Annotated in this window: 11 protein-coding genes and 1 pseudogene; 8 read left to right on the forward strand and 4 right to left on the reverse strand. The window is 47.7% G+C overall.

What is annotated here, in order from left to right; translation table 11 throughout:
- Positions 1-11: 11 nt before the first annotated feature.
- Positions 12-2,804, reverse strand: coding sequence for a DNA translocase FtsK (locus B5D35_RS04005; RefSeq protein ID WP_078751307.1), 2,793 nt, complete (start codon positions 2,802-2,804; stop codon positions 12-14).
- 213 nt (positions 2,805-3,017) lie between these two features.
- Positions 3,018-3,512 carry a leucine-responsive transcriptional regulator Lrp gene (gene lrp / locus B5D35_RS04010; protein WP_067414434.1) on the reverse strand — a complete coding sequence of 165 codons (495 nt, stop codon included), beginning with the start codon at positions 3,510-3,512 and terminating at the stop codon, positions 3,018-3,020.
- A 165-nt stretch (positions 3,513-3,677) separates the two neighbouring features.
- On the opposite strand from lrp, the gene ald reads away from it, so the two are divergent.
- The 7 genes and pseudogenes from ald (at position 3,678) to infA (ending at position 11,442) form a co-directional block, all read left to right on the forward strand.
- Positions 3,678-4,793, forward strand: a complete 1,116-nt coding sequence (gene ald, locus B5D35_RS04015; RefSeq protein ID WP_078751308.1) for an alanine dehydrogenase — start codon at positions 3,678-3,680, stop codon at positions 4,791-4,793.
- Positions 4,794-4,914: 121 nt separating this feature from the next.
- Positions 4,915-5,871 (forward strand): thioredoxin-disulfide reductase, encoded by a 957-nt coding sequence (trxB, locus tag B5D35_RS04020; protein ID WP_078751309.1) that lies wholly within the window; start codon positions 4,915-4,917, stop codon positions 5,869-5,871.
- Positions 5,872-6,005: 134 nt separating this feature from the next.
- Positions 6,006-7,775: a heme ABC transporter permease/ATP-binding protein CydD gene (cydD, locus tag B5D35_RS04025; protein WP_078751310.1), complete on the forward strand. Its 1,770-nt coding sequence runs from the start codon at positions 6,006-6,008 to the stop codon at positions 7,773-7,775.
- Positions 7,768-9,489 carry a heme ABC transporter ATP-binding protein/permease CydC gene (gene cydC / locus B5D35_RS04030; RefSeq protein WP_078751311.1) on the forward strand — a complete coding sequence of 574 codons (1,722 nt, stop codon included), beginning with the start codon at positions 7,768-7,770 and terminating at the stop codon, positions 9,487-9,489. The genes cydD and cydC overlap by 8 nt, the downstream gene beginning before the upstream one ends.
- An 88-nt stretch (positions 9,490-9,577) precedes the next feature.
- On the forward strand, positions 9,578-10,282 hold the full coding sequence (aat, locus tag B5D35_RS04035) for a leucyl/phenylalanyl-tRNA--protein transferase (protein WP_078751312.1): 705 nt from the start codon (positions 9,578-9,580) through the stop codon (positions 10,280-10,282).
- Between the two features lie 2 nt (positions 10,283-10,284).
- Positions 10,285-10,985: pseudogene (locus B5D35_RS04040) on the forward strand (arginyltransferase).
- A 238-nt stretch (positions 10,986-11,223) separates the two neighbouring features.
- Complete coding sequence (infA, locus tag B5D35_RS04045; RefSeq protein ID WP_016961517.1) at positions 11,224-11,442, forward strand: translation initiation factor IF-1; 219 nt, start codon at positions 11,224-11,226, stop codon at positions 11,440-11,442.
- Positions 11,443-11,507: 65 nt separating this feature from the next.
- Here infA and clpA read toward each other — a convergent pair whose 3' ends face one another.
- Both clpA and clpS read right to left on the reverse strand, forming a co-directional pair.
- Entirely contained in the window at positions 11,508-13,769 is a 2,262-nt protein-coding gene (gene clpA, locus B5D35_RS04050) for an ATP-dependent Clp protease ATP-binding subunit ClpA (protein ID WP_078751313.1), read from the reverse strand.
- Positions 13,770-13,827: 58 nt separating this feature from the next.
- A complete protein-coding gene (gene clpS, locus B5D35_RS04055) occupies positions 13,828-14,148 on the reverse strand; it encodes an ATP-dependent Clp protease adapter ClpS (protein ID WP_078751314.1) in 321 nt (106 codons plus the stop codon).
- An 826-nt stretch (positions 14,149-14,974) separates the two neighbouring features.
- Here clpS and cspD point away from each other — a divergent pair.
- Complete coding sequence (gene cspD, locus B5D35_RS04065) at positions 14,975-15,196, forward strand: cold shock domain-containing protein CspD (protein ID WP_078751316.1); 222 nt, start codon at positions 14,975-14,977, stop codon at positions 15,194-15,196.
- The last annotated feature ends 147 nt before the right edge of the window (positions 15,197-15,343 follow it).

Below are 15,343 nucleotides of genomic sequence, written 5' to 3' on the forward strand. Positions count from 1 at the left end.
CTTATTTCCAATCAATCTCTAGGTGGCGGCGGTGGCGCCAGCACTTCACGATTTGAATTATGTCCAGGCGCACTCACAATGCCATGCATTTCCAACTGTTCAACGACACGGGAAGCTCGGTTATAACCGATTTTAAAACGACGCTGTACACCAGAGACTGAAGCGCGACGTGATTCTGTCACGAATTCAACGACCTGATCGAACAACGGATCCAGTTCTTCGCCATCACCAGCGTCGCCTGTCTCACCCGGCAATAACCCATCTGCACCTTGATCACCACTGGTGATCTCCGTGATATATTGGGGCTTACCACGCGCTTTCCAATTGCTCACCACACGGTGAACCTCATCATCATTCACAAACGCGCCGTGTACACGTGCTGGGTGGTTTGAGCCATTTGGCATAAACAGCATGTCACCCATACCAAGAAGCGATTCGGCACCGCCTTGGTCAAGAATGGTACGCGAATCTGTTTTGGTAGATACCGTAAATGCCATACGCGTTGGTATGTTAGCTTTGATAAGGCCGGTGATAACGTCCACTGATGGTCGCTGCGTTGCCAATACCAAGTGAATGCCTGCCGCGCGCGCTTTCTGTGCTAGACGAGCAATCAGTTCTTCCACTTTTTTGCCCACGACCATCATCAAATCAGCAAATTCATCGACGATAACAACGATATAAGGCAGTTTTTCTAGCAATGGCGCCGTTTCATCCATGCTGTCACCTGGCTTCCAAAACGGATCAGGGATCGGATGATCGGCGTCATTCGCTTCTTTAATTTTGTCGTTATAGCCCGCGATGTTACGCACACCTAAGGCAGACATCAGCTTGTAACGTCGTTCCATTTCCGCCACGCTCCAACGCAGGGCATTACCTGCATCTTTCATGTCAGTCACGACTTCCGTCAGTAAGTGAGGAATACCTTCATACACCGACAGTTCGAGCATTTTCGGGTCTATCATGATAAAGCGAACATCTTCTGGACTCGCTTTATAAAGCATACTCACGATCATGACGTTCACGCCGACGGACTTACCCGAGCCTGTCGTACCTGCCACCAGCATGTGAGGGGCCTTAGAGAGATCTGTCACGACCGCTTCACCGGCAATGTCTTTACCCAAGACAACGCAAAGCGGTGATTTTGATTGTTGGAAGCGTTCACTCGCAACAACCTCTGACATAAAGACAGTTTCGCGGCTGGTGTTTGGCAACTCCAACCCGATATACGGCTTACCAGGAATGACATCAACAACGCGGACTGCACTGGTTGACAGCGAGCGCGCGATATCTTTAGACAGACTCATGATTCGGCTAACTTTTACACCAGGTGCCAATTCAAGCTCAAAACGCGTGATAACAGGGCCGGGGAAAATGCCTTTCACTGTCACCTTAATTTTGTACTCTTCGAGTCGCGTTTCAATCAAACGTGCTTGATATTGAAGCTCCTCATCCGTTGCCCTTGTTGCCGTATTCCGCGGAGGGTCCAGCAAATCAATGGTGGGTAGCGGCTCTTTCGGTTTCGGTAAGTTTGGCTCATCCTTTATCAAGAATGGGTGCACCGCACCGGCTGCGTTTTTCTGTGCTTCGCGAATGGTTTCCAAGAATGGGTCTTCATCCGGGATAACGGATTCAGCCTGAACACGATCCAATTCAGACACGCCATCATTGTTGCCAATTTCATAACGTCGGTCGTCATCTTGCGCCACGTCTGATTCGATCATATCGCGTTGTTCTGAGGCTGATGTGTTGATCTCAATCGACTCTTCAAACGTCTCTATAGCAACGTTGTCTTGATACTCTGAATGCAAAGGTTCCACATTTTGCGGTTCTTCTTGCCAAGGCGGCAGTTCTTCAGGAACCGTCTCATCCATCGAGCCTTGATGCACTGATACCGTATCTTGCTCAACATAGTTATCAACGACGGAAGGTATAAACTCAGGTTCCTGCGCGAATTCAGCAACAGGATCCATCGACATCACAGGCTCAGTACGTGCCACATTCACTGGCGCTGGCTTATGAATGACAGGTCCATCCGCTTTTTCATTTTCCAAACGCTGCGCTTTTGTGAGAGCGGCAATATCTGCCAGTTCCTGTTTCTCTACCGATTTTGCAAACAGCGGATCTGAATCATCATGATCAGAAGTATCCACTGTGGCCCCCAACGTTTGTGGTTTATCACCACGCACTTTGTTAACGACCCAAGTAATGGTCGAGAGGGTCTTCTCTCCTAGCGTATCTACGATGGTCAGCCATGAAATACCGGTAAATAAGGTAAAACCCGCAGCCCAAAGAAACATAAATACTAATGTCGTTCCAAGGAGGTTGAACATAGGCATTGAAAGCTCAGTGAGGACGTCACCAAGGACACCACCTGATGAGAAGAACCAGAAATCATCGAAATTAAGGTCTGCCAAGCCACAACTGGTCAGCAACAGCAAGACAACACCAAGAATTTTGGTTGCTAGCGTCGTGTAGTTTAACGGTTCGGATTCATTACGACGGCGGAAGAATACCCAGCCACCAAGCAACAGAATGAAAGGTAAAGGATAGGCTAATGTGCCCAGCGCAAAGAAAAGCGAGTCTGCCACCCAGGCCCCCGCATTACCTGCCGCATTTTGTACAGGCCCATCCCATGCAGTTTGAGACCAAGAGGGGTCCGACGAATCATAACTAATGAGAGAAACAAAAATGAAAACAGCCGACAGTAGCGCAAGGATCAGGGCGCTCTCTTTCAATCGTTGAATACCATTCAATCGATTTGAGGTTTCCGTCTGTTTTCGCTCCTGACGCAAGAAAAACTCCATTATCACCTATCTTCTTAAATCAAAACCCTAAAACATAGTTTGCCGGTTTTTTTCTTATCCATTCGTTACCGGTTGCAGTCTAACTTAGGCGAAACGTTGGCTACGCCAGTTTATCTGCTCTGCAAAAGTGTACACCAAACAAAAAAACAAACCGAGCAGCATGCTACTCGGTTTGCAGAATATATACCTTTAAGTCTTCGGGATGTGAAGAAGTTAGCGAGTTTTAATAACCAGATGGTTAGTTTGCTTCACTTCTTCCATTACCACATAGGTACGCGTGTCGTTAACGCCGGGGAGTCGCAGCAGCGTTTCACCAAGCAGTTTTCGGTATGCTGACATGTCAGATACACGCGTTTTCAGCAGGTAATCGAAATCTCCCGACACCAGATGACATTCTTGAATATCTTCGAGCTGTTGAACGGCCTTGTTGAACTGCTCAAAGACATCAGGGGTGCCACGGTTAAGGGTGATTTCAACGAACACCAGAAGAGAGGCATCGAGGAACTGAGGGTTCAACAATGCGGTGTAGCCACTGATATACCCTTGTCTTTCAAGGCGACGAACGCGCTCTAAACATGGGGTTGGCGACAAACCTACTCGTTTGGAAAGCTCAACGTTTGAAACGCGGCCATCCTTCTGAAGTTCGTTAAGAATATTTCTATCAATGCGGTCCAATTCCTTGGAGGGTTTCTTTTTGGCTTCAACCATTTTTTATTCCACCTTATTACGTCCTTGCAATGTTAAATGCCAATTTTACTAACATAACTATAATTTTTAGCATCAAATTCGGCTATACGCGAACTATACTAGCTCTAAATAGGACAATATTACAAAACAACAGCCAATAACTCTACATCGAAGCGAGGAATCAGGATGATCATTGGGGTACCAAAAGAAATCAAAAACCATGAGTATCGAGTAGGCATGGTCCCTGCCAGCGTTCGGGAGCTAATCTCCAACGGCCACACTGTATACGTCCAGTCACAAGCGGGCGAAGGAATTGGCTTCAATGACGAAGATTACGTTAAAGCTGGCGCTTCGATTCTTCCATCCGCGGAAGACGTCTTTGCCATTGCCGAAATGATTGTCAAAGTTAAAGAGCCTCAGGCCGTTGAGCGTGCCATGCTTCGTGAAGGGCAAATTTTGTTTACTTATTTGCACCTTGCACCAGATTTTCCACAGACACAAGACCTTATCAAGAGCAAAGCTGTCTGTATAGCCTATGAAACCGTAACAGATTCTAGGGGTAGATTGCCACTTTTAGCACCGATGTCAGAGGTCGCGGGTCGTATGTCTATTCAGGCTGGAGCACAGGCTCTTGAAAAATCCCGAGGCGGTGCAGGAATGCTGTTAGGGGGAGTGCCCGGCGTTGAACCCGCTAAAATTGTAGTCTTAGGCGGTGGTGTTGTAGGTTCAAATGCGGCAAGAATGGCCGTTGGGATGCGCGCAGACGTAACCATTCTGGACCGAAACATTGATACGCTAAGAGCGCTAGACGAAGAATTTCAAGGACGCGCAAAAGTTTTATATTCAACAGAAGAAATTCTCGAAAAACACGTACTCGCCGCAGATTTAGTCATCGGAGCAGTGTTAATTCCTGGTGCAGCCGCGCCAAAACTGGTAAATGCGGAGCATATAAAGCGTATGAAGCCTGGCGCTGCCGTTGTCGATGTTGCCATCGATCAAGGCGGCTGCTTCGAAACCTCACATGCCACGACACATGCCGAACCAACGTACATTGTCGACGATGTTGTGCATTACTGTGTGGCGAATATGCCTGGCGCAGTAGCTCGCACATCGACGTTCGCGCTAAACAATGCGACATTGCCTTATATCGTGAAACTGGCCAATTTGGGTTACCGTGAAGCGTTGCTAAACGATAGCAATCTGTTGAAGGGCCTGAACGTAATAAATGGCGTGGTTACCATAAAAGAAGTCGCAGAGGCCTTTAACTTGGATTATGTCGATGCCCGTGCGGCACTAAGCTGAGCCATTTGTAATAAGAGATAACATAAATCAATGAAGGGTGCCGTCGAGCACCCTTTCTTTAGCCTTACATTTTCCCTACAATTTCCCCCATTACATAATACAAAATCCACCCGGAGAAATAATGAGCAACGTAAAGCATTCAAGCCTTCTAATTTTAGGTTCTGGTCCTGCAGGTTACACCGCTGCAGTTTATGCTGCGCGCGCTAACCTGAAGCCAGTAATGGTGACTGGTCTGCAGCAGGGCGGTCAGCTGACTACCACCACTGAAGTAGAGAACTGGCCGGGTGATGCCGAAGGTCTGACTGGACCAGCGCTGATGGAGCGCATGAAAGAGCACGCAGAAAAATTCGACACCGAAATTCTGTTTGATCACATCAGCGAAGCTGACTTATCTCAGCGTCCATTCCGCCTGAAAGGTGACAATGGTGAGTACACCTGTGACGCATTGATCATTGCCACTGGCGCATCCGCTCAATACCTTGGCATGGAATCAGAAGAAAACTTCAAAGGCCGCGGCGTTTCTGCATGTGCAACGTGCGATGGCTTCTTCTACCGCAACCAAAAAGTAGCGGTAATCGGCGGCGGAAACACCGCGGTTGAAGAAGCGCTTTACCTGTCTAACATTGCTTCAGAAGTTCACCTAATCCACCGTCGCGATACGTTCCGTGCCGAGAAGATTCTGGTTAGCCGTCTCATGGATAAAGTTGAGAACGGCAACATCGTTCTTCACACAGACCGTGTACTCGACGAAGTACTGGGTGATGACATGGGCGTGACTGGCGTACGTATCAAAGAAACGCATTCAGACGCAACAGAAGACCTGGATGTCATGGGTCTGTTTGTAGCAATTGGTCATAAGCCAAACACCAGCATATTCGAAGGTCAACTGGACATGCATAACGGCTACATCAAAGTACAATCTGGCCTTGAAGGTAACGCGACGCAAACCAGTATTGAAGGTGTGTTCGCAGCGGGTGACGTGATGGATCACATTTATCGTCAGGCTATCACATCCGCGGGTACAGGCTGTATGGCAGCACTGGACGCAGAGCGTTTCCTAGACGCACTGGCGAAGTAATTCGCAATGAAGGTCCGCTCTCACCGAGCGGGCCTTTTTAGTTTCAAAGCAGCCTTCCCAAAAACAGACGTGAAACAAGTAGGCCAAACACCTGTTATTCCGCGTACTGATAACAAAAAATGCCAAGAAGTATTATGGATAAAAAGAAACAGCGCGCACTCGCCCAATGGTTAAAAGGGCAAAGCAAGCTCGGGAAAACCTGGCTAATGGCAGCCATTGGTCTTGCCTTTGTGTCTGGGCTATTGCTCATTGCTCAGGCCGCTTTACTCGCTCACATTCTTCACGAACTGATTGTTGTCAAAGCCGACAAGCATGAGCTTTGGTTCTCATTCTTCGCCCTAGGCATAATCGTCATCATTCGAGCCTTGTGCTGTTGGGGCAAAGAGCAGGCCGGTTATCGCGTCGGCGAGACAGTCCGCACGCACGTTCGCCAATTAATTATGGACAAGCTTCAGACGCTTGGACCCGCGACAATTCAAGGCAAACCGGCAGGGACCTGGGCTAGCCTTTTGTTGGAGCAAGTAGAGGAAATGCAGGACTTCTTCGCACGCTATTTGCCCCAAATGGCCATTGCCGTACTGATCCCGTTCATTATTCTGGTTGCCGTCTTTCCGCTTAACTGGGCGGCAGGGCTTATTTTTCTTCTCACCGCTCCCCTCGTGCCCTTTTTTATGGCACTCGTAGGCATGGGTGCGGCTGATGCTAACCGTCGAAACTTCAAAGCACTCCAGCGCCTGTCTGGTCACTTTTACGACCGTCTTCGAGGCCTGCCGACAATTCGTTTGTTCGACCAAGCAGATGCTGAAGCCAAACACTTAAAAGTCGCATCGGAAGATTTCCGGAAGCGCACCATGGAAGTATTAAGGCTCGCTTTCTTATCTTCTGCCGTACTTGAGTTTTTCACGGCTATTTCGATCGCTATTACGGCCGTTTATTTTGGCTTTAGCTACATCGGCGAGTTGAACTTCGGCCACTACGGCACCAGTATTTCACTGTTTGTTGGTCTCTTCGTTCTGGTTCTTGCCCCTGAATTTTATCAGCCTCTTCGCGACCTTGGCTCTTTCTATCACGCAAAAGCACAAGCAATCGGCGCGGCAGAATCCATTGTTAACTTTCTCGACGCCACCCCAGAACACAATCCAGTGGGAAGCCAAAAGATCACTGCTGATGTTGTTACCATTGAGGCTGAGAATCTTGAAGTGTTAAGCCCTGATGGCACCGTGTTAGCTGGTCCTCTTTCTTTCACGATAGATGCGGGTAAGAAAGTAGCATTGGTCGGCCAAAGTGGTGCAGGTAAAACGAGCCTCATCAATGCCCTGCTCGGTTTTCTGCCCTATCGCGGAAGTCTTCAAATGAATGGGGTCGAACTGAGAAATGCAGACCTTAGTCATTGGCGTAAACAAATAAGCTGGGTTGGACAAAATCCTCAACTCTTCCATGGAACAGTGAAAGACAACATCGCGCTTTCCATGCCGATGGTGACAGACGACGAAATTCAACGCGTCGCCAAAGCCGCTTATGCAGATGAGTTTATACAGCGCTTGGAAAAAGGCTATCAACATCCAGTGGGCGACCGTGCCACTGGTATTTCTGTTGGCCAGGCGCAACGAATCGCTGTTGCGCGTGCGCTGCTTCAGAATGGGCATTTCTGGTTGCTCGATGAACCCACGGCGAGCTTAGATGCGTCAAGTGAGCGACTCGTTATGGCGAGCCTTGACCACGCCACCAAGCACACCACCTGTCTGCTCGTGAGCCACCGTATTGATCAATTGGGCACGAGCGACCTAATCCTTGTCATGGATAAAGGTAAATTGGTTCAGAAAGGGACGTTTGAGTCACTTAAACACCAGGGTCTTTTTGCAGAAATGATCCAATCAGTCGATAAGGGTGACCTCGATGCGTGATCTCATTCCATTTCTCAAGCTATATAAAAAGCACTGGTTCGGCCTAACACTGGGTATGCTTTTAGCCTTTGCAACGTTGGCGTCTGCAATTGGCCTGCTTGCTTTGTCTGGCTGGTTTATTGCAGCATCAGCAGTAGCAGGCTTACTGGCCACCGCGAATTTCAACTACATGCTCCCTGGCGCTGGCGTACGCGGGCTTTCAATGGCACGTACAGCTGGTCGGTGGGGTGAACGCGTTGTCAGCCACAACGCAACATTCAAGCTGCTTGCTGACCTCCGTATCTTTTTCTTCGAGAAACTGACACCGCTGATTCCAGGTAAAGTGGGAAACCTTCGCGATGCGGATGTCCTCAACCGCTTGGTGGCCGATGTCGACGCAATGGACCACGTTTATCTGCGCCTGCTGAGTCCGCTCGTTGTCGGTACGTTGAGTATTCTCTGTGTCAGCGGTTTCTTGTACTGGTTTGATCCCGCGCTGGGATTGACTTTGGGCGCCATTCTTTTTGGCTTAATGCTGATTCTTCCTGTGGTTTTTTATCACCTTGGCCGTCCTCACGGACAAGAGATCACTCAAGCTAAATCTGCCTTTCGCATTTCCTTGCTGGATTGGCTTCAAGGCCACGCAGAGCTGCAAATCTTCGGTGCATCAGAACGTTATCGTGACCGCGCAAAACATGAAGAAGAACGCCTACTATCAGCACAACGCCAAATGGCGGGTATCACCGGCTTAGCCAATGGGTTTTTACTGGCTGCTAACGGCCTTACCTTAGTGCTTATGTTGTGGTTGGCAGCAGATGGCATTGGAGGAAATTACCCTGATCCTTTGGTTGCTTTGGTGGCATTTACCACCATGGCGAGCTTTGAAATCATGATGCCTGTAGCAGGTGCGTTCCAGTACCTCAGCCAGACTGTGACATCAGCAAAGCGCTTAAATGAGATCATCGAAGCCACACCAGAGACCCAATTTGACCCAATGGGTTACAACAACACGGCCAAAGGTAAAATTGCGTTCGATAACGTAAGTTTTACTTACTTTGACGCGCAGCAACGCGCGGTTGAAAACGTGACTCTTACTATTAACGCCGGTCAAAAAGTTGCGCTATTGGGCCGTACCGGTTGTGGAAAATCTACGCTACTGCAATTGCTCACACGCTCGTGGGATCCTTCTGAAGGCGAAGTTTCTGTTGATGACGTACCGCTGACCGCGTGGAGAGAATCCGCATTGCGCGCGTCGATTGCAGTTGTTAGCCAACGTGTCGACATCTTCAATGGCGCGCTCCGCAATAACCTCACCATGGCAAAGCCGAATGCGACAGATGAAGAGTTGATTGCCGTATTAGATAGCGTTGGACTGTCTGCGCTACTTGAGGGCCCTAGTTTGGATACATGGCTTGGCGATGGTGGTCGCCAGCTTTCCGGCGGAGAAAGACGACGTTTGGGGATTGCTCGCGCCTTGTTGCGTGATGCGCCTATCCTGCTGTTGGACGAGCCAACCGAAGGGCTTGATGTGAAAACTGAACGACATATCCTCAAATTGCTTCTTGAGCATGCGAAAGACAAAACCGTTCTGTTTATTACACATCGCCTGATTGGTCTGAGTGACATGGACGAAATCTGCTTAATGGATGAAGGTCAGATCATAGAAAAAGGCACGCACAGCACCCTGAAAGCTGCGGGTGGCCGTTACGCCAATTTACTGCAACGTATTCAGTAGCCTCATGAATTGCGTATACTAAAGGGAGCAATTGCTCCCTTTTTTCTGCTTGTACGAAAGTGCTCAACACTAAGGATCCGCTGCTTCAATGACGATTTACTTGCCACCATTGGATGAACATCATCCCGACATTTTCCCTCCGGTTACCTCTGCTCTGGAGGATCCAGACGGACTGCTTGCGATAGGTGGCGACCTTTCACCAACCAGGCTGAAAGCGGCATACGAAAATGGGATTTTTCCGTGGTTTGGTGAGGAGGACCCTTATTTGTGGTGGTCACCGTCAGAGCGCGCCATTATCAACCCCCTTACCTACAAACCCAGCAAGAGCCTGAAAAAGTTTGTCCGTAAACACGGTTACCACGTTTCAATCAATCGTAGTTTTGACCAAGTCATCGAGCAATGTGCACTGATCCGTGGTGAAGACCAAGTCTGGATCACTGAAGAGATGCGAGAAGCTTATCGCCAGCTTCACCGATTAGGTCACGCACACAGCGTAGAAGTTTGGCGCGAAGATGATCTTATTGGTGGGCTATATGGTGTGAACGTCGGTGGGCTGTTCTGTGGCGAGTCTATGTTTTCCCTCGAAGCCAACGCCTCGAAAACGGCGCTTTGGCATTTTTGCCAGCATTTTGGCGCACATGGCGGTCAACTCATCGACTGCCAAATGATCACTGAGCATTTGGTCTCCTTAGGGGCTTATCCGATGACAAGGCGCGAATACATCGCAGAAGTTGAAAGGCTAAGGCATCTGTTCGTCGATACGTCGGTTTATCGTTCACAATGGATCTCATAAACATGGAACGTCACACATTTCGCGTTGGCGTCATGCCTCCTTCTACATGCAGCTATTTAAGCACCAACAAGAAACTATCGCCGTCGTGTTGGAACCCGAGCTTCACAGTGTCACAGGCTACGCCTGGCTAATACAGTCAGGTTTTCGCCGTAGCGGGAATACCCTATATCGTCCACACTGCCAACGCTGCTCAGCATGCCAATCACTGCGTGTCGATACTCATCTTTTTACACCGAGTAAGAGCCAAAAACGGCAAATCAACCAACTGAAGCGATTGACCGTCGAACTGAAAACGGAGCTTGATGAGGACTGGTTTGATCTTTACGACCGCTACATTTCCGCAAGACACAGAGATGGATCCATGTATCCTGCCCGCAAAGACGATTTTCTCTCGTTTATTGGCAGTACATGGCAGCGGACCTATTATGTGCACCTCTATGAAAACCAAAATCTTATCGCCATCGCCGTCACTGATGTGATTTCACGCGGTTTCTCCGCCATTTACAGCTTCTTTGACCCAGACCACCCTTGGTCATTAGGCTCATTGTGCGTCTTAGCTCAAATTGAGTTGGCAAAGCAAAATAAAATCCCTTGGCTCTATCTTGGCTTTCAAATTGATGCGTGCCCAGCAATGAAGTACAAAACCAAGTATCACCCCCATCAACGTTTTATTGATGGGACTTGGCAAGCCAGCCAGTATTGAGTTCTGTCCAATCAACCACTTCCACAACGAAGTCGTCGTCGGTAAAATCGTGCAGCAGCTCCCGTTAAAATGGTTTTAACGCATTAAGATTTAGGCTAAATCTTAATCTAACACTTATTTTTACTGGTCAGTACGAATACAAAGGGGTAAAATTCTGCCCCTAAACTTTACAGACTTAACGAATCAAGGCATTATCTGCCAGTCAAAATTTGGCTGAGAGATAGCCCAAGAGGATTAAATGGCAAAAGAAGACGTAATTGAATTGCAAGGTACCGTTCTGGACACCCTGCCAAACACCATGTTCCGCGTAGAACTGGAGAACGGCCACGTAGTGACTGCACACATCTCTGGTAAGATGCGCAAAAACTACATCCGTATCCTGACTGGTGACAAAGTTACCGTTGAGATGACACCTTACGACTTGTCGAAAGGTCGCATCATCTTCCGCGCGCGCTAATCCTCACGTCTCGCGAATACAAAAACCCGGCTTCTGCCGGGTTTTGTCGTATTTGCACTTTACTCTCAAGCGGGTTCCATTTCGTCGCTAAAGCTGAATGTAAGTTGATCGTTTTTCACGCCAACTTTTACCGTTCCGCCATTAACCAAACAACCGAACAACAGTTCATTTGCCAGATTCTTCTTCACATGATCTTGCATTACGCGCGCCATTGGACGGGCACCCATCGACTTGTCATAGCCTTTCTCAGACAACCAAAGCTTCGCTTTGTCTGTGACCTCAAGAGAAACACCACGCGCGTCAAGTTGTGCTTGCAGTTCCACAATGAATTTGTCGACGACTTGCAGGATGATGCTCTGATCCAGATGATTGAACCAAATGATGTTATCCAGCCTGTTACGAAACTCTGGCGAGAAGACCTTTTTGATCTCCGACATGGCATCAAGGGTATGATCTTGTTGAATCAGACCAATCGACTTACGTACTGTCTCGGTCACACCTGCGTTGGTGGTCATCACGAGAATCACGTTACGGAAGTCTGCCTTGCGGCCGTTGTTGTCTGTCAACGTACCGTTATCCATCACCTGCAACAGCAAGTTAAACACATCTGGATGTGCCTTCTCGATTTCATCAAGGAGCACAACACAATGTGGATGCTTGATAACAGCATCTGTTAAAAGACCACCTTGGTCGCAACCGACATAACCTGGAGGCGCACCAATCAAACGGCTCACCGTGTGACGTTCCATGTACTCAGACATGTCAAAGCGCTGCAACTCAATACCCATTGCGCGGGCAAGCTGTACGGTCACCTCTGTTTTACCTACCCCTGTAGGGCCAGCAAACAAGAATGAACCAACAGGTTTATTCTCAGCACCTAAACCCGCGCGGCTAAGTTTGATAGCCTCACAGAGTGCGCTGATTGCATCGTCTTGACCGAAGACCAGCATTTTTAGTTTCTGATCGAGAGACTGAAGCACATCACGATCTGTCGATGACACCGACTTCTCAGGGATACGCGCCATTTTTGCAATCATGGCTTCTATGTCGCCCACCCCAACAGTTTTCTTACGCTTGCTCGCAGGCGCAAGGCGACAACGCGCACCCGCTTCATCAATCACATCAATTGCCTTATCTGGCAAGTGACGTTCATTGATATATTTGGCTGACAACTCAACCGCAGCCCGAATCGCTTTATTGGTGTAGCGAACTTCGTGGTGCGCTTCGTATTTCGGTTTCAGCCCCATCAGGATCTTGGTGGTGTCATCCAGCGAAGGTTCAACAACATCGATTTTCTGGAAACGACGTGCCAATGCACGTTCTTTTTCAAAAATGTTGCTGTATTCCTGATAAGTGGTTGAACCTATGCAGCGTAGCTTGCCACTCGACAGCAAAGGCTTGATTAAGTTTGCTGCATCAACCTGACCGCCTGAGGCCGCACCTGCGCCAATGATGGTATGAATTTCATCAATAAACAGAACCGCGTGATCTTCTTTTTCCAGTTGCTTAAGAATGCTCTTAAAGCGTTTTTCGAAATCACCACGGTATTTTGTTCCGGCCAGCAACGAGCCTATATCCAGCGAATAAATCACACAATCTTGGATAATGTCGGGGACCTGACCTTCCACGATACGCCATGCGAGACCTTCCGCAATTGCCGTTTTACCGACACCTGCTTCACCCACAAGCAGCGGGTTGTTTTTACGACGGCGACAGAGAACCTGAACAGTACGCTCTAGTTCTTTGTCACGGCCAATTAGAGGGTCTATACCACCAACTCGCGCCAACTGGTTAAGGTTGGTCGCAAAGTTCTCCAGACGTTCGTCTCCGCCCTCTACAGTCGCTTCTTCCGAGGACATGTCTGAACCGGGAAGTTCTTCGTCAGAATTTGAAGATTTGGTGGTACCGTGTGAAATGTAATTAACCACATCCAAGCGGCTAATATCATTTTTCTTAAGTAGGTAAGCCGCGTGTGATTCTTGCTCGCTAAAAATAGCCACAAGGACGTTCGCACCGCTCACTTCGCTACGACCGGACGATTGGACATGAAATACCGCACGTTGCAATACGCGCTGGAAACTCAGCGTGGGTTGTGTTTCACGGTTATCGTCGTCGACAGGAATAAGTGGGGTTGTTTGTTCAATAAAAGCTTCTAGCTCTTTACGAAGAGCATCAAGGTCTGCGCGGCAAGCTAGCAAAGCTTCTCGAGCGGCCACATTTTCTAGAAGCGCCAATAGCAGATGTTCTACCGTCATGAACTCATGACGTTTTTCTCGTGCTCTTGCGAAAGCCCCGTTGAGACTTGCTTCGAGTTCTTTATTTAGCATAAGGCACCTCCCTTAAAACCACATTTTGGTGTGCCGGAGAGAAAACAGTATCTCCTGATTAAGCTTTCTCCATCGTGCACAATAGTGGGTGTTGATGTTCTTTCGCGTACATCATTACTTGTGCGACCTTCATTTCAGCAACTTCTGCCGTAAAGACGCCGCATACTGCTTTGCCTTCATAGTGAACCGATAACATCAGTTGCGTTGCCTTTTCCAAATCCATGGAAAAGAACCGCTGTAACACCTCTACAACAAACTCCATGGGGGTGTAGTCGTCGTTATTCAAGACCACTCTATATAACGACGGCGGCTTGACTTTGGTTTCTTCCGCCTCTTTCACATCAGAGTCAGGAACTATCCACTCGTACATTTTGCTCATAACTGTTTACAATACTTAAGGTAGCGCATCTGCTCTTTACGAAACAACTATTTATGAGGTTGTTTTGTGGACTTGAACATCAGACACAAAAAACGCTACCACTCCTTAAAACGTAATTCACAGATTGTATTCCAGCAACCGTGACAATGCTACGTTGATGCCATTTGGCATTTAGACTTTTAGCGCAACAGCCCAATTTCAGTCCAATCCATACGTCTAGAGTGAGCATCATCACTTTCATTCAGCAATTTAACGCTGATTTTCTCAGCCAACCGAAATGGCAATGTCAATTATTCCAGACATATTCAAACGTATTCGAATGGGCCTGCGACAGGAAAGATGTCTCGAAAAAGATAAACTTAATTCACCGAACAAAAAACAGCGTATGAATCATTCACGACAGGAATATAACATTCCTAGTGTATTAATCATTCAATTCAGTAAGCTCTCAAAAATACACGAGATTCTTATCTATCAGTTAATTATCCACCACCACCTGCCTCTTGTTAGCGTTAATGAAACTTTGGCTCGGTCGGATAAAACCTACTTAGCTCAACAATTACAAACTCTTTCTAGAGAGTCATATGGTTATTTTATGAAACACTTTGTCGCAAAGTGATACCCACATCATCCTTCTCGCAGAACTTAAATTATTTTTATTAAAATGTTGTTATATGGACGTTCTCGGGCTTGACTGCCTAAATCTTTCTACTAGAGTGTGAATTGAAGTAAAAACATACAGTTTTGTAATCAATCTAGGTTGATACATGGACTGTCTGTTTTTATTTGATAGTTATGCAATTTAAATGCAAGAGGGATGTTTCGCATGGCAACTGGTACAGTTAAATGGTTTAACAACGCTAAGGGCTTCGGGTTTATTTGCCCAGATGAAGGTGAGGGAGATATTTTCGCTCATTACTCAACGATCCAGATGGACGGTTATCGCACGCTAAAAGCAGGCCAGACCGTGAACTATGAAGTGCAGGAAGGCCCTAAGGGTTACCATGCAAGCCAAATTGTTCCAGTAGAAAACGAAGCCTTAAAATAAGAGTGTTGCTAAATTATATTTTTCGCTGCCGGAAGGTCGAAATTACGAAGAGCGGACATTTGGTCCGCTCTTTTTGTATCCGCGTATAAGAAAACATACTCACAGCTGTTATTCATCAGTTTGAGCATCCCAGACGTTATTAACGTG

Source organism: Enterovibrio nigricans DSM 22720, from assembly GCF_900167155.1.
Classification (GTDB): Bacteria; Pseudomonadota; Gammaproteobacteria; order Enterobacterales; family Vibrionaceae; genus Enterovibrio; species Enterovibrio nigricans.

Excerpts from the sequence above, each read along its gene's own strand:
- cydD (WP_078751310.1), top strand. The coding sequence starts at position 6,006 with ATGGATAAAAAGAAACAGCGCGCACTCGCCCAATGGTTAAAAGGGCAA.
- lrp (WP_067414434.1), bottom strand. The coding sequence starts at position 3,512 with ATGGTTGAAGCCAAAAAGAAACCCTCCAAGGAATTGGACCGCATTGAT.
- cspD (WP_078751316.1), top strand. The coding sequence starts at position 14,975 with ATGGCAACTGGTACAGTTAAATGGTTTAACAACGCTAAGGGCTTCGGG.
- infA (WP_016961517.1), top strand. The coding sequence starts at position 11,224 with ATGGCAAAAGAAGACGTAATTGAATTGCAAGGTACCGTTCTGGACACC.
- clpA (WP_078751313.1), bottom strand. The coding sequence starts at position 13,769 with ATGCTAAATAAAGAACTCGAAGCAAGTCTCAACGGGGCTTTCGCAAGA.
- cydC (WP_078751311.1), top strand. The coding sequence starts at position 7,768 with ATGCGTGATCTCATTCCATTTCTCAAGCTATATAAAAAGCACTGGTTC.
- aat (WP_078751312.1), top strand. The coding sequence starts at position 9,578 with ATGACGATTTACTTGCCACCATTGGATGAACATCATCCCGACATTTTC.
- B5D35_RS04005 (WP_078751307.1), bottom strand. The coding sequence starts at position 2,804 with ATGGAGTTTTTCTTGCGTCAGGAGCGAAAACAGACGGAAACCTCAAAT.
- trxB (WP_078751309.1), top strand. The coding sequence starts at position 4,915 with ATGAGCAACGTAAAGCATTCAAGCCTTCTAATTTTAGGTTCTGGTCCT.
- clpS (WP_078751314.1), bottom strand. The coding sequence starts at position 14,148 with ATGAGCAAAATGTACGAGTGGATAGTTCCTGACTCTGATGTGAAAGAG.
- ald (WP_078751308.1), top strand. The coding sequence starts at position 3,678 with ATGATCATTGGGGTACCAAAAGAAATCAAAAACCATGAGTATCGAGTA.